General features: G+C 65.3%; 34 protein-coding genes and 1 tRNA gene. 22 read left to right on the top strand and 13 right to left on the bottom strand.

Annotated elements, in window-relative coordinates; all coding sequences use genetic code 11:
- The first annotated feature begins 37 nt into the window (after positions 1-37).
- The 9 genes from rpmE (at position 38) to VGN66_RS16105 (ending at position 5,561) form a co-directional block, all read left to right on the top strand.
- Positions 38-268, top strand: a complete 231-nt coding sequence (gene rpmE / locus VGN66_RS16145) for a 50S ribosomal protein L31 (protein WP_066660932.1) — start codon at positions 38-40, stop codon at positions 266-268.
- Positions 269-391: 123 nt separating this feature from the next.
- Positions 392-718, top strand: coding sequence for a PilZ domain-containing protein (locus tag VGN66_RS16140; protein WP_327519818.1), 327 nt, complete (start codon positions 392-394; stop codon positions 716-718).
- 68 nt (positions 719-786) lie between these two features.
- A complete protein-coding gene (ccmC, locus tag VGN66_RS16135) occupies positions 787-1,506 on the top strand; it encodes a heme ABC transporter permease CcmC (RefSeq protein ID WP_327519817.1) in 720 nt (239 codons plus the stop codon).
- A 7-nt stretch (positions 1,507-1,513) separates the two neighbouring features.
- Positions 1,514-1,645: a heme exporter protein CcmD gene (ccmD, locus tag VGN66_RS16130; protein ID WP_327519816.1), complete on the top strand. Its 132-nt coding sequence runs from the start codon at positions 1,514-1,516 to the stop codon at positions 1,643-1,645.
- Entirely contained in the window at positions 1,642-2,076 is a 435-nt protein-coding gene (ccmE, locus tag VGN66_RS16125; protein WP_327519815.1) for a cytochrome c maturation protein CcmE, read from the top strand. Before ccmD ends, ccmE begins: the two co-directional genes overlap by 4 nt.
- Complete coding sequence (locus tag VGN66_RS16120) at positions 2,073-4,010, top strand: heme lyase CcmF/NrfE family subunit (RefSeq protein WP_327519814.1); 1,938 nt, start codon at positions 2,073-2,075, stop codon at positions 4,008-4,010. Before ccmE ends, VGN66_RS16120 begins: the two co-directional genes overlap by 4 nt.
- Entirely contained in the window at positions 4,007-4,534 is a 528-nt protein-coding gene (locus tag VGN66_RS16115; RefSeq protein WP_327519813.1) for a DsbE family thiol:disulfide interchange protein, read from the top strand. Before VGN66_RS16120 ends, VGN66_RS16115 begins: the two co-directional genes overlap by 4 nt.
- Complete coding sequence (locus tag VGN66_RS16110) at positions 4,531-4,908, top strand: cytochrome c-type biogenesis protein (RefSeq protein ID WP_327519812.1); 378 nt, start codon at positions 4,531-4,533, stop codon at positions 4,906-4,908. The genes VGN66_RS16115 and VGN66_RS16110 overlap by 4 nt, the downstream gene beginning before the upstream one ends.
- Positions 4,908-5,561 (top strand): hypothetical protein, encoded by a 654-nt coding sequence (locus VGN66_RS16105; RefSeq protein ID WP_327519811.1) that lies wholly within the window; start codon positions 4,908-4,910, stop codon positions 5,559-5,561. The genes VGN66_RS16110 and VGN66_RS16105 overlap by 1 nt, the downstream gene beginning before the upstream one ends.
- A 3-nt stretch (positions 5,562-5,564) precedes the next feature.
- Here VGN66_RS16105 and cmk read toward each other — a convergent pair whose 3' ends face one another.
- Together cmk and aroA are read right to left on the bottom strand one after the other, a co-directional pair.
- On the bottom strand, positions 5,565-6,203 hold the full coding sequence (cmk, locus tag VGN66_RS16100) for a (d)CMP kinase (protein ID WP_327519810.1): 639 nt from the start codon (positions 6,201-6,203) through the stop codon (positions 5,565-5,567).
- Positions 6,200-7,534 (bottom strand): 3-phosphoshikimate 1-carboxyvinyltransferase, encoded by a 1,335-nt coding sequence (gene aroA, locus VGN66_RS16095; RefSeq protein ID WP_327519809.1) that lies wholly within the window; start codon positions 7,532-7,534, stop codon positions 6,200-6,202. Before aroA ends, cmk begins: the two co-directional genes overlap by 4 nt.
- Positions 7,535-7,645: 111 nt before the next feature.
- Here aroA and VGN66_RS16090 point away from each other — a divergent pair, with 111 nt between their 5' ends.
- The 3 genes from VGN66_RS16090 to VGN66_RS16080 all read left to right on the top strand — a co-directional run bounded on the left by VGN66_RS16090 (position 7,646) and on the right by VGN66_RS16080 (position 8,426).
- Positions 7,646-7,966, top strand: coding sequence for an FYDLN acid domain-containing protein (locus VGN66_RS16090; protein ID WP_224920492.1), 321 nt, complete (start codon positions 7,646-7,648; stop codon positions 7,964-7,966).
- A 60-nt stretch (positions 7,967-8,026) separates the two neighbouring features.
- A tRNA-Ala gene (locus tag VGN66_RS16085) sits at positions 8,027-8,102 on the top strand.
- Between the two features lie 156 nt (positions 8,103-8,258).
- Positions 8,259-8,426 (top strand): hypothetical protein, encoded by a 168-nt coding sequence (locus VGN66_RS16080; RefSeq protein WP_327519808.1) that lies wholly within the window; start codon positions 8,259-8,261, stop codon positions 8,424-8,426.
- A gap of 123 nt (positions 8,427-8,549) precedes the next feature.
- Here VGN66_RS16080 and VGN66_RS16075 read toward each other — a convergent pair whose 3' ends face one another.
- Positions 8,550-9,839 carry an MFS transporter gene (locus VGN66_RS16075; RefSeq protein WP_327519807.1) on the bottom strand — a complete coding sequence of 430 codons (1,290 nt, stop codon included), beginning with the start codon at positions 9,837-9,839 and terminating at the stop codon, positions 8,550-8,552.
- 123 nt (positions 9,840-9,962) lie between these two features.
- On the opposite strand from VGN66_RS16075, the gene pgsA reads away from it, so the two are divergent.
- Genes pgsA through VGN66_RS16050 form a run of 5 tightly spaced genes read left to right on the top strand, consistent with a single transcriptional unit; the run spans position 9,963 to position 11,818 of the window.
- Positions 9,963-10,517 carry a CDP-diacylglycerol--glycerol-3-phosphate 3-phosphatidyltransferase gene (pgsA, locus tag VGN66_RS16070; protein ID WP_327519806.1) on the top strand — a complete coding sequence of 185 codons (555 nt, stop codon included), beginning with the start codon at positions 9,963-9,965 and terminating at the stop codon, positions 10,515-10,517.
- Positions 10,517-10,768: a molybdopterin converting factor subunit 1 gene (moaD, locus tag VGN66_RS16065; protein WP_327519805.1), complete on the top strand. Its 252-nt coding sequence runs from the start codon at positions 10,517-10,519 to the stop codon at positions 10,766-10,768. Before pgsA ends, moaD begins: the two co-directional genes overlap by 1 nt.
- Entirely contained in the window at positions 10,765-11,202 is a 438-nt protein-coding gene (locus tag VGN66_RS16060; RefSeq protein ID WP_327519804.1) for a molybdenum cofactor biosynthesis protein MoaE, read from the top strand. The genes moaD and VGN66_RS16060 overlap by 4 nt, the downstream gene beginning before the upstream one ends.
- Positions 11,203-11,246: 44 nt before the next feature.
- A complete protein-coding gene (locus VGN66_RS16055; protein WP_327519803.1) occupies positions 11,247-11,507 on the top strand; it encodes an addiction module antitoxin in 261 nt (86 codons plus the stop codon).
- Complete coding sequence (locus VGN66_RS16050) at positions 11,504-11,818, top strand: type II toxin-antitoxin system RelE/ParE family toxin (RefSeq protein WP_327519802.1); 315 nt, start codon at positions 11,504-11,506, stop codon at positions 11,816-11,818. The genes VGN66_RS16055 and VGN66_RS16050 overlap by 4 nt, the downstream gene beginning before the upstream one ends.
- Here VGN66_RS16050 and VGN66_RS16045 read toward each other — a convergent pair.
- The 4 genes from VGN66_RS16045 to VGN66_RS16030 form a co-directional block, all read right to left on the bottom strand.
- Positions 11,815-12,726 carry a hydrogen peroxide-inducible genes activator gene (locus VGN66_RS16045; protein WP_327519801.1) on the bottom strand — a complete coding sequence of 304 codons (912 nt, stop codon included), beginning with the start codon at positions 12,724-12,726 and terminating at the stop codon, positions 11,815-11,817. The genes VGN66_RS16050 and VGN66_RS16045 overlap by 4 nt on opposite strands.
- Positions 12,727-12,815: 89 nt before the next feature.
- Positions 12,816-14,396 (bottom strand): alkyl hydroperoxide reductase subunit F, encoded by a 1,581-nt coding sequence (gene ahpF, locus VGN66_RS16040; RefSeq protein ID WP_327519800.1) that lies wholly within the window; start codon positions 14,394-14,396, stop codon positions 12,816-12,818.
- A 114-nt stretch (positions 14,397-14,510) separates the two neighbouring features.
- Positions 14,511-15,074: an alkyl hydroperoxide reductase subunit C gene (gene ahpC / locus VGN66_RS16035; protein WP_224920100.1), complete on the bottom strand. Its 564-nt coding sequence runs from the start codon at positions 15,072-15,074 to the stop codon at positions 14,511-14,513.
- A gap of 134 nt (positions 15,075-15,208) precedes the next feature.
- Positions 15,209-15,973, bottom strand: a complete 765-nt coding sequence (locus tag VGN66_RS16030; RefSeq protein ID WP_327519799.1) for a sulfite exporter TauE/SafE family protein — start codon at positions 15,971-15,973, stop codon at positions 15,209-15,211.
- Positions 15,974-16,134: 161 nt separating this feature from the next.
- On the opposite strand from VGN66_RS16030, the gene epsC reads away from it, so the two are divergent.
- Entirely contained in the window at positions 16,135-16,830 is a 696-nt protein-coding gene (gene epsC, locus VGN66_RS16025; protein ID WP_327519798.1) for a serine O-acetyltransferase EpsC, read from the top strand.
- Positions 16,827-17,171 (top strand): DUF2794 domain-containing protein, encoded by a 345-nt coding sequence (locus tag VGN66_RS16020; protein ID WP_327519797.1) that lies wholly within the window; start codon positions 16,827-16,829, stop codon positions 17,169-17,171. Before epsC ends, VGN66_RS16020 begins: the two co-directional genes overlap by 4 nt.
- A 9-nt stretch (positions 17,172-17,180) precedes the next feature.
- On the opposite strand, the gene VGN66_RS16015 is transcribed toward VGN66_RS16020, so the two are convergent.
- Complete coding sequence (locus tag VGN66_RS16015; RefSeq protein ID WP_327519796.1) at positions 17,181-17,456, bottom strand: acylphosphatase; 276 nt, start codon at positions 17,454-17,456, stop codon at positions 17,181-17,183.
- 276 nt (positions 17,457-17,732) lie between these two features.
- Between VGN66_RS16015 and VGN66_RS16010 the strand changes: the two genes are divergently transcribed.
- Positions 17,733-19,025, top strand: a complete 1,293-nt coding sequence (locus VGN66_RS16010) for a GAF domain-containing sensor histidine kinase (protein ID WP_327519795.1) — start codon at positions 17,733-17,735, stop codon at positions 19,023-19,025.
- Here VGN66_RS16010 and VGN66_RS16005 read toward each other — a convergent pair.
- From VGN66_RS16005 to VGN66_RS15995, 3 genes are read right to left on the bottom strand one after another with little or no spacing between them, the layout of a single operon-like run.
- Positions 19,012-19,647 (bottom strand): carbonic anhydrase, encoded by a 636-nt coding sequence (locus tag VGN66_RS16005; protein WP_327519794.1) that lies wholly within the window; start codon positions 19,645-19,647, stop codon positions 19,012-19,014. The two genes, VGN66_RS16010 and VGN66_RS16005, sit on opposite strands and share 14 nt — an antisense overlap.
- Positions 19,644-19,958 (bottom strand): P-II family nitrogen regulator, encoded by a 315-nt coding sequence (locus tag VGN66_RS16000; RefSeq protein WP_327519793.1) that lies wholly within the window; start codon positions 19,956-19,958, stop codon positions 19,644-19,646. The genes VGN66_RS16005 and VGN66_RS16000 overlap by 4 nt, the downstream gene beginning before the upstream one ends.
- Positions 19,955-20,920, bottom strand: coding sequence for a sodium-dependent bicarbonate transport family permease (locus VGN66_RS15995; RefSeq protein ID WP_327519792.1), 966 nt, complete (start codon positions 20,918-20,920; stop codon positions 19,955-19,957). The genes VGN66_RS16000 and VGN66_RS15995 overlap by 4 nt, the downstream gene beginning before the upstream one ends.
- Positions 20,921-21,009: 89 nt before the next feature.
- On the opposite strand from VGN66_RS15995, the gene lipA reads away from it, so the two are divergent.
- Entirely contained in the window at positions 21,010-21,954 is a 945-nt protein-coding gene (gene lipA / locus VGN66_RS15990) for a lipoyl synthase (RefSeq protein WP_327519791.1), read from the top strand.
- A complete protein-coding gene (locus tag VGN66_RS15985) occupies positions 21,954-22,439 on the top strand; it encodes a type II toxin-antitoxin system RatA family toxin (protein ID WP_224920092.1) in 486 nt (161 codons plus the stop codon). Before lipA ends, VGN66_RS15985 begins: the two co-directional genes overlap by 1 nt.
- On the opposite strand, the gene VGN66_RS15980 is transcribed toward VGN66_RS15985, so the two are convergent.
- Both VGN66_RS15980 and VGN66_RS15975 read right to left on the bottom strand, forming a co-directional pair.
- Positions 22,376-22,903, bottom strand: coding sequence for a CinA family protein (locus VGN66_RS15980; RefSeq protein WP_224920091.1), 528 nt, complete (start codon positions 22,901-22,903; stop codon positions 22,376-22,378). The genes VGN66_RS15985 and VGN66_RS15980 overlap by 64 nt on opposite strands.
- A complete protein-coding gene (locus VGN66_RS15975; protein WP_327519790.1) occupies positions 22,900-23,424 on the bottom strand; it encodes a hypothetical protein in 525 nt (174 codons plus the stop codon). The genes VGN66_RS15980 and VGN66_RS15975 overlap by 4 nt, the downstream gene beginning before the upstream one ends.
- Positions 23,425-23,492 lie beyond the last annotated feature (68 nt).

The following is a 23,492-nucleotide window of genomic DNA, read 5'->3' as shown; positions in this document are numbered from 1 at the left end:
CGGTCGGAAACCGGCGCTCAATTCAAGGAATAGATCCGTGAAGCCCGATACGCACCCCGATTATCACATGATCAAGGTCCAGATGACCGACGGCACCGTCTATGAGACGCGTTCGACGTGGGGCAAGGAAGGGGATCTGATGCAGCTGGAAATCGATCCGCTGGCGCATCCGGCATGGACCGGTGGCCGTGGCCAGATGCTCGACAGCGGCGGCCAGGTTGCGCGCTTCAACAAGCGTTTCGGTGGTCTCTCGCTCTCCAAGAAGTGAGCGAGGCGGGCGTTTAGCCCGATCGAACCCGATAAAACGGCCCGTCCCGCATCCCGGGGCGGGTCGTTTGCGTTTCGGCAAGCCGTTAACGCGGCTTTAGCCATCGCGGCCTAGGCTGGCCGCATGATTTCCACGGGCAGACGCAGCTTTACCGCAGAATTCGAACCGGCAGTGCTTGGGCGTCGTCGCGCGCCGCGCGCACCGGTGTCGCTCGATGCCAAGGTCGGGCGGGGTGGACTTGATCGGGCGCTATGCAAGGTCGTCGACCTGTCGACGCATGGCGCGAAGATCGAGACCTATTCGGCAATCCGCCGCGATTCGATCATCTGGCTGACGCTGCCGCATGTCGGCCACTGGGCCGCGCGCGTGGTGTGGTCGAACGACTTCGAAGCCGGCCTCGAATTCCAGATCCCGCTGAGCGAGGACGAGTTCGAGATACTCGCCGCCTGATCGGGCGCGCGTCAACGCACATCCTGTTTGGACTTGCCGGCGAATCCGCTTAAGAGCGGCGAAACGCCGTGATCCATGCTCTCGCCAACCCCACGCGCTTCCTGAAGATCGCGCGCCCGTTGACGCCCATCCTCTTCTGGAGCGGGCTGCTGCTGACGCTTGTCGGCGCATGGGGCGGGTTGACGCAGACGCCGCCCGACTATCTGCAAAAAGAAAGCGTTCGCATCCTCTACATCCATGTCCCGAGCGCGTGGCTGGGGATGGGGGGATGGAGTGCGCTGGCGATTGCGTGCTTTGCCTATCTGGTGTGGCGGCATCCGCTGGCGGTGGTGGCGGCGCGCGCGACGGCGCCGGTGGGGGCGATGTTTGCGGCGCTGTGCCTGATTACCGGATCGATCTGGGGGCGGCCGACCTGGGGCACGTGGTGGCAATGGGACGGGCGGCTGACGTCGATGTTGCTGCTGTTCTTCATCTATATTGCATGGATCGCGCTGGAGCGCGCCGATCGCGAGCGGGGCGGGGACGGGCGGATTCCGGCGCTGTTCGGGATTGCGGGAACCGTGCTGCTGCCGGTGATCCGCTATTCGGTGGTGTGGTGGAACACGCTGCATCAGGGGCAGAGCCTGACGCTGACCAAATCGACGATCCATGATTCGATGCTGTGGCCGCTGCTGCTGACGCTTGGCGGGTTCTCGCTGCTGTTCGGCGGGATCGTGCTGATGCGGATGCGGGCGGTTTTGGCGGAGCAGCGGGTCGAGGCGCGGATTCGGCGGATGGCCCAAGGGTGACAACCACATGAACCATTGGCCGTTCATCATCGCCGCCTATGCGGTCGTGACGCTGGGGATTGGCGGGCTGTCGCTCGCGAGCTGGCGCGCGATGCGCCGGGCGGAAGCGGCATCCGACGCATTGAGGGACCGGCGATGAAGGCGAAGCACCAGCGGCTGATGCTCGGGCTGCTCGCCCTTGCCGCGATCGGCGGCGCGAGCGGGCTGGCGCTGTCGGCGCTGCGCGATCAGGCGGCGTTCTTTTACACGCCGAGCGATCTGGCGACCAAGACGCCCGAGCCGGGCAAGGCCGTGCGGCTCGGTGGGATGGTACAGACGGGCAGTATCAAGAAGCTGGCCGACGGGATCACCATCACGTTCGTCGTCGCGGACAATGGCGGGACGGTCCCGGTGCGCTTCACCGGAGTTGCGCCGGACCTGTTCAAGGAAGGGTCGGGCGTGGTCGCGGAAGGCAAGTTCATGCCCGATGGCAGCTTCACCGCGGACAATCTGCTCGCCAAGCATGACGAGCGTTACATGCCGCCCGAGATCGCCGACAAGATGCCGCCGCCGGAAGCGAGCACGCGATGATCGCCGAAGCGGGCCTTGCCGCCTTATGGTTTGCAGCGGCGCTGGCATTGCTCCAGCTGGTCGCGGCGGCGCTGGGGCTGCGGCTGCAGGCGAGCGCGTCGGGGAATGATCTGATCGCGGCGGTGCGCCCGGTCGCGATCGTTCAGGGGCTGCTTGCGGCCCTGTCGTTTGCCTTGCTGATCACGCTGTTCGTCCAGTCGGACATGTCGGTGCTGTTGGTCGCGCAGAACAGCCATTCGGCCAAGCCGATGCTGTACAAGATCGCGGGCGCATGGGGGAACCATGAAGGCTCGATGCTGCTGTGGGTGACCGTGCTGGCGCTGTCGGGTGGGGCGATTGCGTTGCTGGAGCGGCAGCTGGATCGTGCGACGTTGACCGCGACGCTGGGTGCGCAGGCGGCGATTGCGCTGGGTTTCTATGCCTTTCTGCTGATCGCTTCGAGCCCGTTTGTCCGGCTCGATCCGCCGGCGATGGACGGGCTGGGCCTCAACCCGTTGTTGCAGGACCCGGGCCTCGCCTTCCATCCGCCGACCCTGTATTTTGGTTATGTCGGGCTGTCGGTCGCGTTCTCGTTCGCCGTCGGTGCGATGGTGACAGGCGTGGTCGGCCCCGCCTTTGCGCGCGCGATGCGGCCATGGGTGCTGGCGGCGTGGGTGTTCCTGACGATCGGCATCACCGCGGGCAGCTATTGGGCTTATTATGAGCTGGGCTGGGGCGGCTGGTGGTTCTGGGACCCGGTCGAGAACGCCTCGCTGATGCCGTGGCTCGCCGCGACGGCGCTGCTTCATTCGGTCAATGTGCTGGCTGCGCGTGACGGGCTGCGGGCGTGGACGCTGATGCTGGCGGTGGTCGCCTTCTCGATGTCCATGCTCGGCACGTTCCTTGTGCGGTCGGGTATCCTGACCAGCGTGCATGCGTTCGCGGTCGATCCGACGCGCGGGTCGTTCATTCTGGTGCTGCTTGCGCTCTATATCGGCGGCGCGCTGCTGCTGTTCGCGCTGCGTGCGGGGACCGTGAGAGCGGGGCAGGGCTTCGATCCGCTGAGCCGTGAGGGCGGGTTGGTGCTGAATAACCTGCTGCTGACCGTCATTCTTGGCATCGTGCTGATCGGCACGCTGTATCCGATCGTCGCGCAGGCGATGGGTGAGCAATTGTCGGTGGGGCCGCCCTTCTTCAACAAGACGGCAGGGCCGGTTGCGCTGATTCTGGTCGCGGCGATGGCGGCGGGGCCGCTGCTCAAGTGGCGGCGTGACGATGCCAATGCGCTGCTCACGAAGCTGACCGTGCCGGTCGCGGTGGCGATGCTGGCGATGGCGGCGACCTTCGTGCTCGCACCGGGCACGGGGTGGATGGAGATCGTCGCACTCGGCCTCGCGGCGGGGCTGACCATCGCGAGCTTTGCGCCGCTGTGGAAGCGCAATCTGCTGCGCACGCCGTTGTTCACCTGGGGCATGGTGGTTGCGCATTTCGGTGTGGCAGTGAGCCTGGCCGGGATGGCGGCGGACAGCGCCTTTACCAAGGAGCGGCTGGTCTCGGCGGTCTATGGCCAGCCTTATCAGGTCGGGCCGTGGCGCGTGGTGCTGGATGGGATCGGTCCGGCGATCGGCGATAACTGGTCGGCAGTCGAGGGGCGGGTGACGGCGCGGCGTGACGAACGCGCGGCAATCCTGCTGCGCCCGCAGCGTCGCTTCTATGCCTCGCCGCCAACCGATACCGCCGAAGCCGCGATCGCGACGCGATGGGATGGCCAGCTCTATGCCGTACTGGGCGAGCAGGATGCGCAGGGGCGCTGGCAGCTGCGGATGTGGTGGAAGCCGTTCGTGACGCTGATCTGGTTCGGCGGCGGGCTGATCGCGCTGGGCGGCGCGCTGTCGCTGTTCGGGCGGCTGTTCCGCACGCGCCGCAATGCGCGACGGCGGGAGGAGGCGGAATGAGCCGCTGGAAGCTGTGGCTGCCGCTGATCGGCTTTGTCAGTCTGGTGGCCGTGGCGGTCTATGGACTGCGCGGGACGGGCGAGGCGGTGGTGAAGTCGGCACTGGTCGGCAAGCCGCTGCCGGAGTTCACGCTGCCCGCGATGGTGCAGGGCAAGCCGGGCTTGACCCGCGCCGACCTTGCCACCGGGAAGCCGCGCCTGCTCAACGTCTTTGCCAGCTGGTGCGTGCCGTGCATCGCCGAGGCACCGCAGCTGATGCAGCTCAAGGCCGCTGGCGCACAGATCGACGCGGTGGCCATCGCCGATACGCCCGAGGCGGTTGCGGCGTTCTTGGCACGCCACGGCGACCCCTATGCCCGCATCGGCGATGATCGGCAGCGCGTGGTGCAGATCGGCCTTGGTTCAGCGGGCGTGCCCGAAACGTTCGTGATCGACGGGCAGGGGCGGATCGCGATGCAGCATATCGGCGATATCCGTGAGGATGACGTGCCCAAGCTGCTCGCCGCGCTGGAGGCTGTACGATGAGCCTGATCCTGGCCATTGCGCTTGCCGCCGGCGCGCCCGCCGATCTTGGCTATACCCAGCTGCCCGATGCGCGGCAGGAGGAAGCGGCGGCGGAACTGATGTTCGAGCTGCGCTGTCTGGTGTGTCAGGGCCAGTCGATCGCCGACAGCGACGTGTCGATGGCGGCGGACATGCGCCGCGTGGTGCGGCAGAAGATCGCGGCGGGCGAGAAGCCCGAAGCTGTGCGTGCCTGGCTGATCGAACGCTATGGCAGCTATGTGACCTATGACCCGCCGCTGAGCTGGGCGACCGCGCCCTTGTGGCTCGCGCCGCTGCTGTTGCTGGCGCTCGGGCTGTGGGTCGCGCGCGGTAGTTTCCGGTGGAGGCGCAGCTGATGGGTTGGGTGATGCTGGCGCTGGTCGGTGCCGCCGCGTTCGGCCTGTTGGCGCTGTTCGGGGCACCGCGCGCCTTGTGGAGCTTCGGCGCTGCTGCGCTGATGCTCGGCGCGACCGGCTATGCGCTTCAGGCCAAGCCGGGGCTGGCTGGCGCACCGGCGGCGAGCAAGGCTGTAGCGGTAGATGATGAGGGCGTCGCGCGGATGCGTGAGCTGCGCGGAGCGATGTTCGGACGCTTCACCTCGCTCGACACCGCATTCTTCCCCGCTGACGCGCTGATCCGCACGGGTAACCCCGATAGTGCGGCGCGCATGATGCTGGGCGCGGTGCGGCAGGAGCCGCAGAATGCGGCGCTGTGGACCTGGCTCGGCATGACGCTGGTCGAGGCGGATCAGGGGACGATGTCGCCCGCCGCCGGGCTCGCCTTTCGCCGTGCGACTGCGTTGGCGCCGAAGCATCCGGGACCGTTCTTCTTCTACGGTATGGCACAGGCCCGCGCGGGGCAACCCGATGCGGCGATCCCGTTGTTGCAGCGGGCGTGGCAGCTTACGCCCGAGGGTGCGGCGTACCGTGCCGACATAGCCCGCGCGTTGATCCAGATCCGGATGCTGGCGGCGATGCGGGCGCAGGCAGCGCAGGCACCGGCGCAGTAGTACTCAGCGCGCGGCGGCCTTTGGCGCCAGCTGGGCATCGACCAGCTGAATCGCCTTTTGCACCGCCGCTTCGATCGAGAGGAAGCTGGTGTCCAGCACCGCCGCGTCTGGGGCCGCGACCAACGGTGCTTCGGTGCGCTTGCTGTCGCGTTCGTCCCGAGTGCGGATGTCGGTGAGGACGCGGTCGAGGCTGACGCTCGAACCGCCCTTACGCAATTCGGCGTGGCGGCGGCGTGCACGAATCATCGGGGTCGCCTTCACGAATAGCTTGGCGTCGGCGTCGGGCGCAATCACGGTGCCGATGTCGCGCCCGTCGAGAATCGCGCCGGCCGGCTGGGCGGCGAAGCGCTTTTGCCGCTGAAGCAGCGCGGCGCGGACCAGCGGATGGGCGGAGACGATCGAGGCAGCCTTGCCGACCTCATCGGTGCGCAGCCATTCGTCGGCGAGCAGCAGATCATCGAAACTGGTCGCGGCGACCGCGTCGGCCTCTTGCGTCGGGTCGAGCTCGTCGCGCAGCACCGTCGCGGCAACCGCACGATAGAGCAGGCCGGTGTCGAGATGCGGAAGGGCGAAGTGGCGCGCGAGTGCGCGGGCGATGGTGCCCTTACCGGAAGCAGCGGGTCCGTCGACGGCAATGATCATGGCTGGTGGTCGGTCAGTTGATCGAGGGTGGGGAAAAAGCCCGGATAGCTGGTCGCCACCGGGCTGGCATCGTCGATCGTCACCGCGTCGCGCGCGCCGAGTCCAGCCACCGCCATGCTCATCGCGATACGATGATCGAGATTCGAGGCGATCTGTGCGCCGCCGGGGAGCAGCTCGCCGCCATTGCCGTGGATGGCGAGGCCATCCTCGAATTCTTCAAGCCGCACGCCATTGGGGGCGAGCGCAGCGACCATCGCTGCGATTCGATCCGACTCCTTGACCCGCAACTCCTCCGCACCGCGCGCGACGGTGCGGCCGCTGGCAAAGGCGGCGGCGACGAACAGCACGGGATATTCGTCGATCATGCTCGGCGCGAGATCGGGCGGTACCTCGATCGCCGAAAGCGGGGCGTGGCGGACCTGAAGGTCGGCCACCGGCTCGCCGCCGACGATGCGGGGCTTCAGTTCGGTGATATCCGCGCCCATCATCTTGAGCGCGGTGATGATGCCGGTGCGGGTCGGGTTCATGCCGACGTTGGTGATGACGATGTCGGAGCCGGGGACGATCGACGCAGCGACCATCCAGAAGGCGGCGGAGGAGGGGTCGCCGGGCACCGCGATCTGCTGTGGCTGAAGCTCTGCCTCGCCGCGAATCGCGATGACGCGGCCCTGCGGCGTTTCCTCGACGGTGAGGTCGGCGCCAAAGCCGCGCAGCATCCGCTCGCTATGGTCGCGGGTCGGTACGGGTTCGATCACGCGGGTGATGCCGGGTGTGTTGAGCCCGGCGAGCAGCACCGCCGACTTGACCTGAGCCGAGGCGACGGGAAGCGTGTAATCGATTGGCACGGCGGGGCAGAGGCCGCGCATGGTGAGCGGCAGGCGCCCGCCGGGGCTTGGGGTGAACTCGGCGCCCATGGCCGAGAGCGGGTCGATCACACGGCCCATCGGGCGTTTCGACAGCGACGCATCGCCGGTGAAGGTGGCAGTGATCGGATGGCTGGCGACGAGGCCCATCAGCAAGCGGGTCGAGGTGCCCGAATTGCCCATTTCCAGCGCCGTCTGCGGCTGAAGCAGCCCGCCGACGCCGACGCCCGCGACATGCCACACGCCGTGCGTGTCGCGTTCGATCTGCGCGCCCATCGCCCGCATTGCCGCCGCGGTGGCGAGCACGTCCTCACCTTCCAATAGCCCTTCGATGCGGCTTTCGCCGACCGCCAGGCCCGCAAACATCAGCGAACGGTGGCTGATCGATTTGTCGCCGGGAACGGTGACGATACCGCGCAATGGCCCGCGGGCGGAAATGGCGAGGGGAAGGGGAGAATGTGCGCTCATCGGCGGCGGCTTTGACAGGGGGCTTGCGCTATGGCAAGGCGCGCGCCACTTCAACGGGGACTAGTTTCCCGTCATCCCAGTAATTTCGAACAAAAAGGCATGGAACGCCACATGGTGAAGCCGGAATGGGGCACGAAGCGGAGCTGCCCGAAATGCGCGACCCGCTTTTACGATCTGACCAAGGATGAACCGGTAACCTGCATCAGCTGCGGCTATGCGTGGGAGCCGGAGCCGATCCTGAAATCCAAGCAGCCGCTGCCGTTCGAGGCGGTGAAGGCTGACATCGAGAAGGTGAAGAAGGACGACACCGATCTGGGTGACGAAGATCTGGACATCGATGAGGACGCCGAGGGTTCGCCCGACGACGACGTCGATCTGGGCGGTGACGACGACCTGGGCGTCGATACCGGGGATGCAAACGAAGAAACTTGAGAAAAACCGGTTGCACACCGCGCGGTGGCTGCTAAAGGCCATCGCCTTCCCGGAACGGATGGGGCCGTAGCTCAGCTGGGAGAGCGCTGCAATGGCATTGCAGAGGTCAGGGGTTCGATCCCCCTCGGCTCCACCATCCCTTCCAAGAAACGGCCGGAGCGCATTGCGCATCCGGCCGTTTCTTTGCCTCGCGTACCTGTGTCGTCGCCGTCACGCCCGTCCCGCATCGGTACAGTCGTTAACGATCCTTTAGGGATGGCCGAAAGCGTAAACGGCGCGTTAACTTCCGGCCATGCGACGCGAACTCATCCTGACCGGCGCCAGCCGCAGCCACCCCTTCCGCGCCAGCCTGCCGCAGGTGCGCGCCGAAGTCCGCCGCCGTGAGGATGCGGGCGATCTGAAGCTCTTCGCGCTGAGCTTCACCGCGTTCTTTGTGTGTATCTACACCTTCATTTTCTGAAGGCGCAGCCCAGTTGCGCGGCATCGGCCCGCTCCCCCACCCGGCCACCCAACGGCAGTGTATTCTATGGGTGGCCGGGTGGGGGAGCGGGCCGGTGCCGATTCAGCGTAGCTGAAAACGAGCCTAGTCGCAGATGCGGTGCAGCTTCTGGGCGATCCATGCCGAGATGATCGCCATGCCCGCGACGAACAGAAGCTGATTCGCGGGCGTGACGCCCAGCGCAGTGATTCCCATCACCATCAGCGCGCCCAGCACCATGCCGAAGGCGTTGACGATGTTGTTCGCGGCGACGGTTCGCGCAGTCTGGTCCTTGGTCACCGTCGTGGTGAGGAAGGCGTAGAGCGGGACCACGAACATGCCCCCGGCGATCGCGATCGCCATCAGGGTTGCCAGCACGATCCACGCCTGGGGCATCACGATGAAGCTCATCATATCGTAGAGCCCGCCATCGGGCGCACGAACCCAGAGCTTCGATTCGAACGAGAAGGCGACGACGAACACCGCCATCGCGATCACCGAGATCGGCGAGAACTTCGCGGAAATCTGTCCCTTCAGCATCGCGTTGATGATCACCGATCCGATTGCGACGCCGACCGAGAAGGTTGCGATCATCAAACTGGCCACGCGCTCGTCGGACGTCAGCACATTCTTGGCGAGCGGGGTGAAGATCACGATCAGCACCGAGCCCATCGTCCAGAAGAAGCTGATCGCGCAGATCGCCCAGAACAGGCGGGGGATGTGCATCGTGTTGCCGATCAGCCGCCACGACGCGGTGAAGGGGTTGAAGTTGAGCTTGAGCTGCGCGCCCTGGCGCGGGGCGGTCGGGACCATCCGACCGGTGAACCAGCCGATAATGGCGACGATCAGCGTCAGCCAGCCGGCCGTCTCGATCGAAACCCAACCGGCGATCACGGTGCCAAGCAGGATCGAGAGATAGGTCGCAGCCTCGACCATGCCGGTGCCGCCGAGCACCTCGTCCTCCTTGAGGTGCTGGGGCAGGATCGCGTATTTGATCGGGCCGAAAAAGGTCGAATGGGTGCCGAGCATCAGCACCGCGCCCAGCATCATGCCGACGCCGATCATCGGATAACCGAAATGTGCGACGATGATTCCGCAGCCCCCGAACATCATGATGCCGATCTCCGCCGTCTTCACGATGCGGATGATCTGCGCCTTGTCATAGGTATCGGCGAGCTGGCCCGACAATGCCGAGAGCAGGACGAACGGGAGCAACGCCACGCCGGTGGCAAGCGCGTTGAAGACAAACTCGGTCTCCGGGTCGTTCAGCACCTGATAGGTGGCGAACAGGACCATCGCGGTCTTGAACAGATTGTCGTTGAACGCCCCCAGGAACTGCGTGACGAACAGGGGGAGAAACCGGCGCTCCATGAGCAGTCCGAGCGCGTTGTTCATATGCGTGGCGGGCCCTCGTCCGTCGAAACTGGCGCACGCATAGCCGGGGCGCACATGACGCGGCAACCGCTATCGCGTGCAACGGGGGATGATCACCGCCCCGGGTGGTGCTAGAGCGGGACCATGCTGACGCTGCCCAACATTCTGACGCTGTCGCGAATCGTCACGGTTCCCCTGCTGGTCTTCTTCCTGTGGTGGCCCGAGTGGCAGGCGGGCTATGCGCTCGGATTCGCCACCTACTGCCTGATGGGGTTCACCGACTATTTCGACGGCTATCTTGCGCGGTCGCGCGGGACGGTGTCGAAGCTGGGCGTGTTCCTCGATCCGATTGCCGACAAGATCATGGTCGCGGCGGTAATCCTGATCCTGTGCGCCAAGGAGCTGATCCCCGGCGTGCACATGATCGCGGCGCTGGTGATCCTGCTGCGCGAGATCGCGGTGTCGGGGTTGCGCGAGTTTCTGGGTGGTATTCAGGTGTCGGTGCCGGTCTCTGCGCTGTCCAAGTGGAAGACCGCGCTGCAGCTGACCTCGCTGGGCGGGCTGATCCTTGCTGGCGCGCTGCCGGGCTGGGGGTGGGTGCATGACGTCAGCCTCGCCATGCTGTGGGCGGCGGCGGCGCTGACGCTGATTACCGGATGGGACTATCTGCGCGTCGGCCTTAAGCACATGGACAGCTGATGCGGCTGTTGTACTTCGCCTGGGTTCGCGAGACGATCGGGGTCGGCGAGGAAGACGTCCAGCCGCCGGAGGCGGTGCGCACGGTGTCGGACCTAGTCGATTGGCTGAGCCGGCGAAGCGAGGGGCATGCGCTGGCGTTGGCGGACCTCAAACGGTTGCGCGCTGCGGTCGATCAGAAGTTCGTGCCGCTCGACAGCGATCTAGGACCAGCACGCGAAGTCGCGATCTTTCCGCCGGTGACGGGCGGATGATCCGCGTTTCGGTCGATCCCGCACCGATCGATGTCGGCGTTGAACTGGCTGGCATCGAGGAGAGCGGGGCCGGCGGGATTGCGAGCTTTATCGGCGTGGTGCGCGGCGATGATGGGGTCACCTGCCTTGAGCTCGAACATTATCCCGGGATGACCGAGGCGGTGCTGTGCGACCTGGCCGAACAGGCGATGACGCGCTGGGCATTGATGTCGGCCGTGATTGTTCACCGCGTCGGGCCGATGGAGCCAGGCGAGCGGATCGTGCTGGTCGCGACGGCGGCGGCGCATCGCGGTGCCGCGCTGGAGGCATGTGCGTTCCTGATCGATCGGCTGAAGACCGAGGCACCGTTCTGGAAGCGCGAGCAGCGCGGGGAGCGCACCACTTGGGTCGATGCGCGCGAGAGCGACGTGGAGGCGGCGGACCGCTGGCTTTGAAGTGTCCACGATATTCCGCTATATCGTGACAGAAGGAGCTTCGCATGGCCACGACCTTGAATGTCCGCATCACCGGACCGCTTGAAGACTTTGTCAGCGAGAATATTGGCGCGAATGGCTCGTACGAGAATGCCAGCGAATATGTGCGAGATCTGATCCGGCGGGACCGTGAGCGGGTGGAGGCGGAGCGGTTCGCGACGCTGAAAGCGGAGTTGCAGCGCGCGTTTTCAGCACCCGAGAGCGATTACAAGCCGTTCGATCCCGACGCGTTCCTCCAACGTGCGCGTGATCGGTGGCGGGGGTGAGCAACTATTATCTGCTGGATGACGCCGAACACCCGCTCGACGAGATTATCGATTTCACGCGCGATCATTGGGGCGAGGCGCAAGCGATAAGATACTTCCAGGGAATGGTTGCTAAATTTATCGAGATCGCCTCGCGACAGGTTCCGTGGCGAGCCGTCCCGGCTGAGTTCGGCGTGGTTGGCTTCTTCTGCCGCTATGAACGCCATTTCATTTACTGGCGTATCCTGAGCAGCGGAGAGGTGGGCATCGTTGCCATCCTGCACGAGCGCATGCATCAGATCGCCCATGTCCAGCAGGCGTTCGAAGGCTAGCCGGCGGTTCCCGACTGAGCCAGCACCTCTGCCAGCAACCTGAAATCGCGTTCCCGCGGGCTCGCCTTGCGCCAGACAAGCGCGATGCGGCGCGTCGGGTTGTCCGCACGAAGCGGGCGGGCGGTGATGTGGGTGTGGTCGAGGATGCCGGCTTCGATTGCCATTTCGGGCAGCATCGTCACCCCCAAGCCATTGTCGACCATCTGCACCATCGTGTGCAGCGAGGTGCCAAGCATCGTCGCCTCGGCCCGAAGCTCCGGGCGGTTGCACGCGGCGAGTGCATGATCCTTGAGGCAATGGCCGTCTTCGAGCAGCAGCAGCCGTGTTTCGTCGATCTCGCTTGCGCTGATGCTGGCATGGTCGGGCTCATACTCGCCCTCTGGAAACGCCACGAACAGACGGTCATCGAACAACGGCGCGGTTTCGACATCACCACAGGCATAAGGCAGTGCGAGCAGCACGCAGTCGGTGCGGCCGGTGTGCAGGCTTTCGCACGCTGCGCCGCTCGGCTCTTCGCGCAGGAACAGCTTGAGGTCAGGATAGCCTTTGCGCAGCCGGGGGAGGATGCGGGGCAGCAGGAAGGGTGCGATGGTCGGTATGACGCTCATGCGCATTTCGCCGGACAGTGGCCGCCCGGCCGCGCGGGCGAGGTCGGCCAGCTCATCCGCCTCACGCAGCACGCGCCGCGCCTTGTCGACGATCCGCTCACCCAGCGGGGTGAAGCGCACGACGCGGCGCGTCCGCTCGACCAGCACGACGCCGATCAGCGTCTCCAGCTCGCGCAGTCCTGCGGATAGGGTGGACTGGGTGACAAAGCTCGCCTCGGCCGCGCGACCGAAATGGCCGTGATCCTTGAGCGCGACGAGATATTGAAGCTGCTTGAGCGTCGGGAGGTAGGTCTGCGCCATTGATCGGTCCAAACGATTGATGGCGCCGATATAAGTGAGCAGCGCGATAACGCCACCCCCGCATTCTACGAGGGCGGCGCCATCCGGGTTCAGGCTGCCGCGGCCTCGATCTCTTCGGCTGGGAGCCGGATGAGATAATCGAAGGCCGACAAGGCCGCAGTCGAGCCTGCGCCCATCGCGATCACGATCTGCTTGTATGGAATGGTGGTGGCGTCACCGGCGGCGAAGATGCCTGGCTGGCTGGTTTCGCCGCGCGCGTCGATCTCGATCTCACCGCGCGGGGTGAGCGCGATCGCGTCCTTGAGCCATTCGGTGTTGGGGACGAGGCCGATCTGGACGAAGATGCCTTCGAGCGCGATGTCGTGCTCGACGCCGGTGTTGCGATCCTTGTAGGTCAGGCCGGTCACCTTGTCGGCACCGTTGACGCGGGTCGTCAGCGCCGAGGTGATCACCTGAACATTCGGCAGGCTGCCGAGCTTGCGCTGGAGCACCGCGTCGGCGCGCAACTGGCTGTCATATTCGATCAGCGTGACATGGCCGACGATGCCGGCAAGGTCGATCGCCGCCTCGACACCCGAATTGCCGCCGCCGATCACCGCGACGCGCTTGCCCTTGAACAGCGGGCCATCGCAGTGTGGGCAGTAGGCCACGCCCTTGTTGCGATATTCGTCCTCGCCGAGGACGCCCATCTGGCGCCAGCGGGCACCGGTTGAGAGGATGAGCGTCTTGGCCTTCAGGCTCGCCCCGTTCGCCAGCACGACCTCATGCAGCCCGCCTTCACGCGCAGCCGGGATCAGCTTTTCGGCGCGCTGCAGGTTCATGATGTCGACGCCATTTTCCTTGACGTGACCTTCGAGCTGGGCGGCGAGCTTGGGGCCTTCGGTGTAGGGGATCGAGATGAAATTCTCGATGCCCATCGTGTCGAGCACCTGGCCGCCGAAGCGCTCGGCTGCGACGCCGACGCGCAGACCCTTGCGCGCGGTGTAGATGGCCGACGCCGCGCCCGCCGGGCCGCCGCCGACGATCAGGACGTCGAACGGCTCCTTGGCGGCGAGCTTTTCGGCAGCCTTGGCCTCTGCGCCGCTGTCGAGCTTGGCGACGATCTGCTCCAGCTCCATCCGGCCCGATCCGAACAGCTCGCCGTTCAGATAGACGGTGGGGACGGCGAGCACCTGACGTGCATCGACCTCTTCCTTGAACAGTGCACCGTCGATCGCGACGTGGCTGATCCGGGGGTTGAGCACCGCCATCAGGTTGAGCGCCTGAACCACGTCGGGGCAGTTCTGGCAGCTGAGCGAGAAATAGGTTTCGAAGTGGAGCTCGCCTTCGAGGCCCTTGACCGCTTCGATCACGTCCTGCGCCGCCTTGGACGGATGGCCGCCGACCTGGAGCAGGGCGAGGACGAGGCTGGTGAATTCATGCCCCATCGGGATGCCGGCGAAGCGCACGCCGATATCGGTGCCCGCGCGACGGATCATGAAGCTGGGGGTGCGCTTGTCGTCATCCTTGCGGACGAGCGTGATCTTGCCGGAAAGATCGGCGATTTCGGTCAGCAGGGTTTCGAGCTCACGCGACTTGGCATCTTCACCAAGGCTCGCGACCAGCTCCACCGATTCGCGGATATGGACGAGATAGGCTTCGAGCTGCTGCTTGAGATGCGCGTCGAGCATCGGGAAACTCCTTGAACTGAAAATAGAACGGCCCAGGGCATCGGTGAGGACTGCCCCGGGCCGTGTTCGCACCTGCCAAACTGGGGGAGGGGCGGGTGCGAAGAACCGCGTGGCTTAGATCTTGCCGACGAGGTCGAGCGACGGGGCCAGGGTGGTTTCGCCCTCTTCCCACTTGGCCGGGCAGACTTCGCCCGGATGCGCCGCGATGTACTGCGCTGCCTTGATCTTGCGGAGCAGCTCGGTCGCATTGCGGCCGACGCCCTCGCTGGTGATCTCGACCAGCTGGATCACGCCTTCGGGATCGATCACGAAGGTACCACGGTCTGCGAGGCCCTGGCCTTCACGCAGCACGTCGAAGTTCTTCGACAGATTGTGGTTCTGGTCGCCCAGCATGTAATAGTTGATCTTGCCGATCGCGGGCGAGGTGTCGTGCCATGCCTTGTGGCTGAAATGGGTGTCGGTCGACACCGAATAGACCTCAACGCCCATCTTCTGCAGGGTCGGGTAGATGTCGGCCAGGTCTTCCAGTTCGGTCGGGCAGACGAAGGTGAAGTCGGCCGGGTAGAAGAAGAACACCGCCCACTTGCCGCGCACGTCCGCGTCGGTAACCTCGACGAACTTGCCTTCCTTGAATGCGGTTGCCGTGAACGGCTTCAGCTCGCTTCCGATGAGCGCCATTTTTTGTTCTCCTTTGGATGGTGCAGTGCAGCTTGTGCAATGCGGCATATAGGGTGCGTTGCCGCGCATCCAAATTGGAAGAGTCGCTAGCGGTGATCGATCAAATCACTCAATCGGGCGGAACTGATCGATTGTCAGATGATCGCGCGATAGACGCTGTAGCTGCTCGTCAGGGTGAGAACCACGCCAACGAGGATCAACAGGGTCTTGGTCGGAACGCGCTTGGCGAGGATCGCGCCGAACGGCGCGGCGATTACGCCACCGATCAACAGGCCGACTACAGCCTCGGTAAACGCCGAAAAACCCAAGTGAAAAATGAAGGTGATCGATACGGACAGGGTCAGGAAGAACTCGACGCAGTTGACGGTGCCGATGGTGTAGCGTGGCTGAGTCCCCTGAATCAGCAAATTACTGGTGACCACCGGACCCCAGCCGCCACCGCCCGCAGCGTCGAGAAAGCCCCCGGCGAGGCCGAGCGGCTCTACGATCTTCGGCTCGCGATGGTGGCGGGTCGGAAAGCTGATGCCGCGCCACAGCAAATAAATACCAATCGCCGCGAGATAGGTCATCACATAGGGTCGCGTCACCGAGGCATCGAGCGTGCTCAGCAGATAGGCGCCGGTCACGCCGCCGATCACGCCGGGGACGAGGAGGCGGAAGAACAGCTTCCAGTTCACATTCTTGTGGAGCGCGTGGCTGATGCCGGACACGCCGGTGGTGAAACATTCTGCGAGGTGGACGCCGGCCGACGCGGTCGCCGGCGGGACGCCGAGTACGCTGACCAGCAGCGTGCTCGAGATAACCCCGAATGCCATGCCGAGCGCACCGTCGACGATCTGCGCGGCAAAGCCGACTGCGATGAACGGGAGCAGGGCCTGGAAGTCGATCCCTTCAAACATTCACGCACCCTTCGCAGCCCCATTGGCCGCATGGTTTGGAGGCCGGAAACAATCCCCACAAGATACATAGTGTTTAGCCGTCTCAAGGCATAAACGTCATGCGCTGGAAATGGGAGCGGGGACCGCCTAAATATCATGCCCAGACGAAAAGGGGCCTGGTAATGTTCGGCGGTCTTTCAGCCTATCTCGATTCCATTCGCGCACGCGATCCCGCCCCGCGCAGTCGGGCCGAGATCCTGCTTTATCCCGGCGTTTGGGCGCTGTTCTGGCACCGGGTTGCGCACCGGCTGTTCCGCGCACGGCTGTTTTTCCTCGCGCGCGCCGTGAACCACCTGTCGCGCTGGCTGACCGCGATCGACATTCACCCCGGCGCGACGATCGGCCGCAATTTCTTTATCGACCATGGCTTCGTCGTGATCGGCGAGACCGCGCAGATCGGGGACAATGTCACGATCTACCAGTGCGTCACGCTGGGAGGCACTAGCCCCGACAATGGCGTGGCGGGCAAGCGGCACCCGACCTTGTCCGATGGCGTGATCATCGGATCGGGCGCGCAGGTGCTGGGACCGATCACGGTTGGCCCGCGCGCACGGGTCGGGGCCAATGCGGTGGTGACCAAGGATGTCCCCGAGGGTGCGGTCATGGTCGGCATTCCCGCGAAGCCCACCCTGGTCGAGGCCGGGGCGTGGAAGAAGGAGTTCGTGCCCTACGGAACGCCGTGCAGCGAGCTGTACGATCCGGCGACGCAGAAGCTGGAGATCATGCGATGCGAGCTAGAGACGATGCGCAAGCGGCTGGATCAGTTGCTCGATGAGCGCGCCGCCGAAGGCCGGCCGGAGCAGCGCGACCGGGCGTGAGCGCGAACATCACCCCATTTCCGTCGCGCGGAGCGCCGTCACAGGTCGGGTTCGACCGCAGCGAGCTGACCCGCATCCTCGATCTCTACGGTCGAATGGTCGCAGCCGGTCACTGGAAGGACTATGCGATCGACCTTGGCCGTGACGCGGCGGTGTTCGCCGCGTTCAGGCGAACCGCCGAGCGACCGGAGTTTCGGGTCGAAAAGCGGCCAGCGCTGCGCAATCGCCAGGGCATGTGGGCGCTGGTCAACGAGGCCGGCGCGGTGCTGAAACGTGGCCACGAACTCGGACCGGTGCTCGCCCCGGTCGAACGCCGGCTGATGAAGCTGGTCGAGGACTGACCGCCCGTTTCAGGCGGTAAACCGTTTGGTGAACCCCTTCACATTGCCAAGTTCAGCCGGGTGCGCATCGACCCGCTCGACATTGGCCATGTTCGGACCTTCACGACAGCGATCGACAAAGGTGTCGAGCGCGACATCCTCGCCGTCCGCCAGAATTTCGACTCGCCCGTCCTGAAGGTTCCGGACCCAGCCGGTCACCCCCAGCTGGCGTGCGGTGCGCACTGCCCAGTCGCGATATCCGACGCGCTGGACGCGCCCTTCGATCAGCAAACGCTGCGCCGTCATTCCTGATAATCCCCGCTTACTCATGCGCCCACGCTGCGCACGGGGAATCCATAGTCCGGAGCAGGGCCGCGCGCACAGTCCTCCCCGGCGCAGACAAAGGGCGCTTCGGCGCGCTTTATGGCAGAGATTGACCAAGGATGCTCCTAATTGGCGCAAAGCGGCTCTCGGCAGGCGCAGATTTACGGAGTATTGCGGATCGACCGCGTGCCACCGATCCGATGTTGGGGCGTGTCGAACGGATGCTATAGCCGGCGATAGCGGGATGGAGAGGTCTGCATGGAGCAGAGAAACAGCCGATTGCTGCAATTGCTCGCTGAATGCGCCGCCAAGATGCTGGCCGCATCCGATCCGCGTCAGATGATCGACTATCTGTTCGACCGCGTGCGCGAAGAGCTGAGCATTGATGCCTATTTTCACTATCTGGTCGACGGGTCCGGAGGACTGCGGCTTGAGGGGAGCGGAGGGCTGACGCCCGAACAGATCGAACTGGGCCAACGTCTGGAGTTCGGGCAGGCGGTCTGTGGCGTCGTCGCGCGTGACCGGGTGCCGTGCCTTGCCGAAAATGTGCTCGCCAGCACCGATCCGATGACGGCGTTCATCCGGGCGGTCGGGCTCGACAGCTATGCCTGTACCCCGTTGATCCATGGCGAGACGCTGATCGGCACGCTCGGCTTCGGACGGCGCGCGTCCGAGCCGTTTTGCGACGTCGAGTTGCAGTTCCTGCGCACGATCTGCAGCTATGTCGCCGTCGCGCGAAACCGCCTTGATGTGCAGGCGGAGATGATGGCGACGATTCAGGCGCATGAGACGCTGGCCGCCGAACAGGCCCACCTGATCGAGCGACTGTCGGCGCAACCGGCAAGCTCGGACCTCAGCATGATCGCCCATGAAATCGCGCAGCCGCTGTCGGCGGCGTCGAACTACATCGTCGTCGTGCAGCGGGCGCTGGAAGGGCTGGGCGGGGCGGAAGGGCTGACCGAACTGTCGCAGGCGCGGGCCGAAATCGATCGCTGCTCTCAAATCGTGTCGCGCATGCGCAGGTTGCTGCAGAGCGGGGAGATCAACGCCGAGTTCGCCTCAGTGCGGGTGTTGTTCGAGGATGCGCTGCAGATGGTGCTGGCAGCGCGCCCCGACGCCGGATCGGTCGTGTCGCTGGATATCGGTGAGGGGGTAGGCGACATCCTGGGCGACCGCATTCAGCTGGTTCAGGTGATCGCGAACCTGTTGCGGAACAGCATCGAGGCGGCCCAGGGCGCTTCCGACCCGGTGATTACGATGCATGCGCGGGCGGCGGGGGACTGGATCGACATCGCTGTCGAGGACAATGGCCGTGGATTCGCGGCCGGCATGCTGCCCGAACCCGGTATCTCGACGACCGGGGGAAGCGGGGTGGGGCTGTCGGTCGTCAAGCGGATCCTGGCGGCGCACGACAGCGAGATGGTGCTGGACCCGTCGGCTGAGCGCGGCGCGCGGATCAGCTTTCGCCTGATGCGCCGCGAAGCGCTGATCGGGGAAGAGTCCGCTTCGTCCGCCAGATCCGGTGAACTTGCCGCGCTCAGGCAGGATTGAACGCGCCGCTCTCGTCCATCAGGTGCAGGATGCCATCGCTGATCGCGAAATAGGCGCCATGGATCGTCAGCTTGCCCGCGGCTTCGCGGGTGGGAATGAAGGGGAAGGTCCGCAAGTTGGCAATGGACGTGCGGACGGTTTCCAGTTCCATCTCCCGCGATGCCTCTGGCCCTTCGCCGAACTTCGCCTTCACCCGTTCGCGGGCGTCGTCGAGCAGGCTGACCCAGGCATGGACGAAGCCGCCGTCACCCGGAGCTGAGTCCTGAAACATCTCGGTCAGCGCTGCGTGCGCGCCGCCGCACATGCCGTGACCCAGGACCACGACCTCCTCGACCTCTAACTTGGTCACCGCGAACTCGAGCGCGGCGGAGACGCCGTGGCGACCTCCGTCATTCTCGAACGGAGGGACCAGATTGGCGACGTTGCGGACAACGAAGATTTCACCGGGCAGCGTGTCGAAGATCTGCGCGGGTTCGACCCTGCTGTCCGAACAGGCGATGACCATCACGCGCGGGCTCTGCCCCTCGGATAAATCGGCCCAACGATCGCGCTGCTGGCGCCAGCCGCCTTCCCGAAATCGGTGATAGCCGGCGACGAGGTTGGAAAATCTGGTTTCAGTCAATCGAACTTCGCGCCTCTTACCACTTCGACCCGGCTGATCACGAGCAACAGCCCATGGCTGTCGAGCAGGTCGGCGAGGGCGTCGGTTAGCTGGTCCGCCCGGGTTCGGGAAGTGATGGTCAGAAAAAGAATTTTCGCCTGCGCACCGCTCAGCTGATCGTCGCGCCACGCCCCCGATGCGCCGCGTCCGCCGAACAACGGGACGAGCGTGTAGCCGCTGACACCCGCATCTACCGCGATCTGTTCGACGCGCCGCAACAGCGGTTGATCGACCAGAATTTCGACCCGGACCCGCTCGACGGTGTCGGTCATGCGCCCAGCATCCTCGCGGCGGTGGCGATCAGCGGAATGCCGACCACCACGTTGAAGGGGAAGGTAATGCCGAGCGACATGGCGAGGTACAAGCCCGGATCGGCGGCGGGCAGGGCAAGCCGCATCGCCGCCGGCACCGCGATGTAGGACGCGCTGGCAGCGAGCACGCCTAGAGCGGCTGCCGACCCCACATCCAGCCCGATTGCCGTGCCGATGGCGACCCCGATCATGCCGTTTGCCACCGGCATGGCGATGGCGAGGGTCGCTAGCCGCATCGTCAGCGAGCGTGCATCGCGCAGCCGCCGCACGGCGATCAGCCCCATATCGAGCAGGAACAGGCACAGAATCCCGCGAAACCCGCCCTCAAACACCGGCGCGACCGGAGCGAAGCGCTCTGGCCCCGCGATCATGCCGATGATGAAGCTGCCGACCAGCAGCACGACCGCGCCGTTGAGCAGCACTTCATGCCACAGTCCGCTTTTTTCTTCGGGTCGCGGCTTGCTGGCGCTGGCGCGCCGGGCGAGGAGCAGGCCCGAGACGATCGCAGGGGTTTCCATCAGCGCGAGCGCCGCGACCATATAGCCCGCGGGCGGGGTGCCGGCGATCCGCAGCATCTCCGTCGCGGTGACATAGGTGACGACGCTGACCGACCCATAATGCGCGGCGACCGCGCCGGCATTGGTGGCGTCGAGCCGACCAAAGCCCCGCAGCAGCCCGAAGACGGGTAGGGGGATGAGGAAGCTGAGTATGACCGCGGCGAGTGCCGCCCAGATCAGGCCGGCTTCGAAGCCGTGAGCGGCGACACTGACCCCGCCCTTCAGCCCGATCGCGGCCATCAAATAGAGCGACATCGCCTTGGCGATCGGTTCGGGGATCGTAAGATCGGATCGTGCTAGCGCGGCGAGTGCGCCGAGCAGGAAGAACAGGATGACCGGGCTGAGAAAGGGTTCGACGAGGCTCATCGAGCGGTGGCGTTAACGGGGAGGGTCGCGAAGAGCAAGGCGGCAACGCCCCGGTTGGAAAATGCGGCGCGGGTCGCTATCTGCGCGACATGAACGATCCGACTCCCGTCGCCCGGCCCGCCGAACCCGCTGCTCGCCAGCGCAAGCCTGACTGGATCCGCGTGAAAGCGCCGACGTCCGCAGGCTTTGCCGCGACGCGCGCGCTGATGCGCTCGAAAAGCCTGACGACGGTGTGCGAGGAAGCGGCGTGCCCGAACATCGGCGAGTGCTGGAGCAAAAAGCACGCGACGGTGATGATTCTGGGCGACACCTGCACCCGCGCCTGCGCCTTCTGCAACGTCAAGACCGGCATGCCGCGCGCGGTCGATCCGATGGAGCCGAACAACGTCGCCGATGCCGCGGTGCAGATGGGGCTCCAGCACATCGTGATCACGTCGGTTGATCGCGACGACCTGCCCGACGGTGGCGCAAAGCAGTTCGTCAAGGTGATCGAGGCGATCCGCAAGGCGTCGCCGACCACGACGATCGAGATCCTGACCCCGGACTTCCGCAACAAGCATGAGGCCGCGGTCGAGATGATCGTCGCGGCGCGGCCGGACGTCTATAACCACAATCTCGAGACGGTGCCGCGCCTCTATCCGACGATCCGCCCGGGTGCGCGCTATTACGCGTCGATCCGGCTGCTGGAGCAGGTCAAGAAGCTCGATCCGTCGATCTTCACCAAATCGGGCATCATGCTGGGGCTGGGTGAAGAGCGGCTGGAGGTCCATCAGGTGATGGACGATATGCGCAGCGCCGATATCGATTTCCTGACGATGGGCCAGTATCTTCAGCCGACCCCGCGCCATGCCAAGGTGCAGGATTTCGTGACCCCGGCGGCGTTCGACGCCTATGCGGCGATCGCGCGGGCAAAGGGCTTCCTGCTGGTCGCATCCTCGCCGCTGACGCGGTCGAGCTACCATGCCGGCGATGACTTTGCGAAGATGAAGGCGGCCCGCGATGCCAAGCTGGCAAAGGCAGTGGTCGCGGTCTGATGCCCCGTCATGCCGAGACCCGGCGGCTGCCCTACACGCCGGAACAGATGTTCGATCTGGTCGCCGATGTCGGCCGCTATGGCGAGTTCTTGCCTTGGGTCAGCGCGGTGCGGGTCCGCTCGAACAGTGAGACCGAGATGGTCGCGGATCTGATGGTCGGGTTCAAGGGACTGCGCGAGACCTTTACCAGCCGGGTCGGGAAGCAGCGGCCGGGGCATATCCGGGTCGACTATCTCGAGGGGCCGCTCAAGCACCTGCACAATGACTGGAAGTTCCGGCCGGATGGCGAGGGCGGGGTGCTGGTCGATTTCGAGGTCGATTTCTCGTTCAAGAATCGGGTGTTCGAAATGCTTGCCGGGCAGGTGTTCGACCGCGCGCTGCGGATGATGATCGGTGCGTTCGAGCAGAGGGCGGCGGTGCTTTACGGAGACTCGGCTTCCGGTTCGGCGGGCAGCAGCAGTTCGAGCGCGCACAACGCCGCCTGAAGGCGCACGCCGCCACGGCCGATATCGCCGAATTCGCGGGTGTCGGCGACGATCAAGTCCGGATCAGCAGCTTTTTCTGCACGGGCGAAGACGACATGGCCCACCGGCTTCTTGTCGCTGCCGCCGCCGGGGCCAGCGACGCCGGTGATCGCGACCGCGACATCCGCGCCGCTCTGCTCAAGCGCGCCCTGGGCCATGCTCCATGCGGTGGCGACGGAGACAGCGCCGAAGGTCTCAAGCACGTCGCGGCTGACCTTCAGCTCGCGGATCTTGGCTCCGTTGGAATAGGTGACGAACCCGGCGATCAGGATCTCGGACGAACCGGGGATTTCAGTGATTGCAGCGCAGACCAGGCCGCCGGTGCAGCTTTCCGCGACGGCGACCGTGCGGCCGGCGGCGCGGTTGGTTTCGACAACGCGCCGCGCGGCGTCGACCAGCTCTTTGGGGAGAATCGTGTCCATCATTTGGGGCGGGGCATAGGGCAAAGCGGAAGCTTTGGCCCGCCTTTTCGACGGTCGGCATCGAGCTGTGCCATTCCGACGAACACACCCGCCAGATTCTTCGGGGGCAAGGGCGCGAGGTTGGCGACGATCTTGTCGAGTTTCGGGCAATCGGCGGGTTCGATCATCTGTCCGGCGAGGGGAACGACGATCACCTTGATCGCGGGCAGGACGAACATCGATCCGGCGATCGCCTGCATATCGGGGCCGAGCAGCTTGGCGATGCCGCTGCGTGCCGCCGGAAGCGCCGGGGCGACGCCGGACTGAAGGCGGGCGGCGAAGGCAGGGTTGGGACGGCGGAGGAAGGCGGAGGCCGGGAGGGCGGTGCAGACGCGGCCCATCTCGCCCACCATGTCGGGCAACAGCACCTGGAACAGCGCTTCGGCCTCGCTATCGGTGAGGCAGGGGCGCGGCTGGGCCTGAACGCTGGACGCGGCGAGGCCGGTCCAGAACAGTGCTGTGGCGGCGAGGTGGCGGATACGCATCGACTTACTCCGTCATTGGCCATAGCGGGCGGCCCTATCAGGGACTTGTAGCAGGGGCACGCAGTGCA

Source organism: Sphingomonas sp. (assembly GCF_035998645.1).
Taxonomy (GTDB): Bacteria; Pseudomonadota; Alphaproteobacteria; order Sphingomonadales; family Sphingomonadaceae; genus Sphingomonas.
The sequence above is the reverse complement of the archived record's forward strand: the minus strand, read 5'-3'. Positions and strand labels throughout refer to the sequence as shown.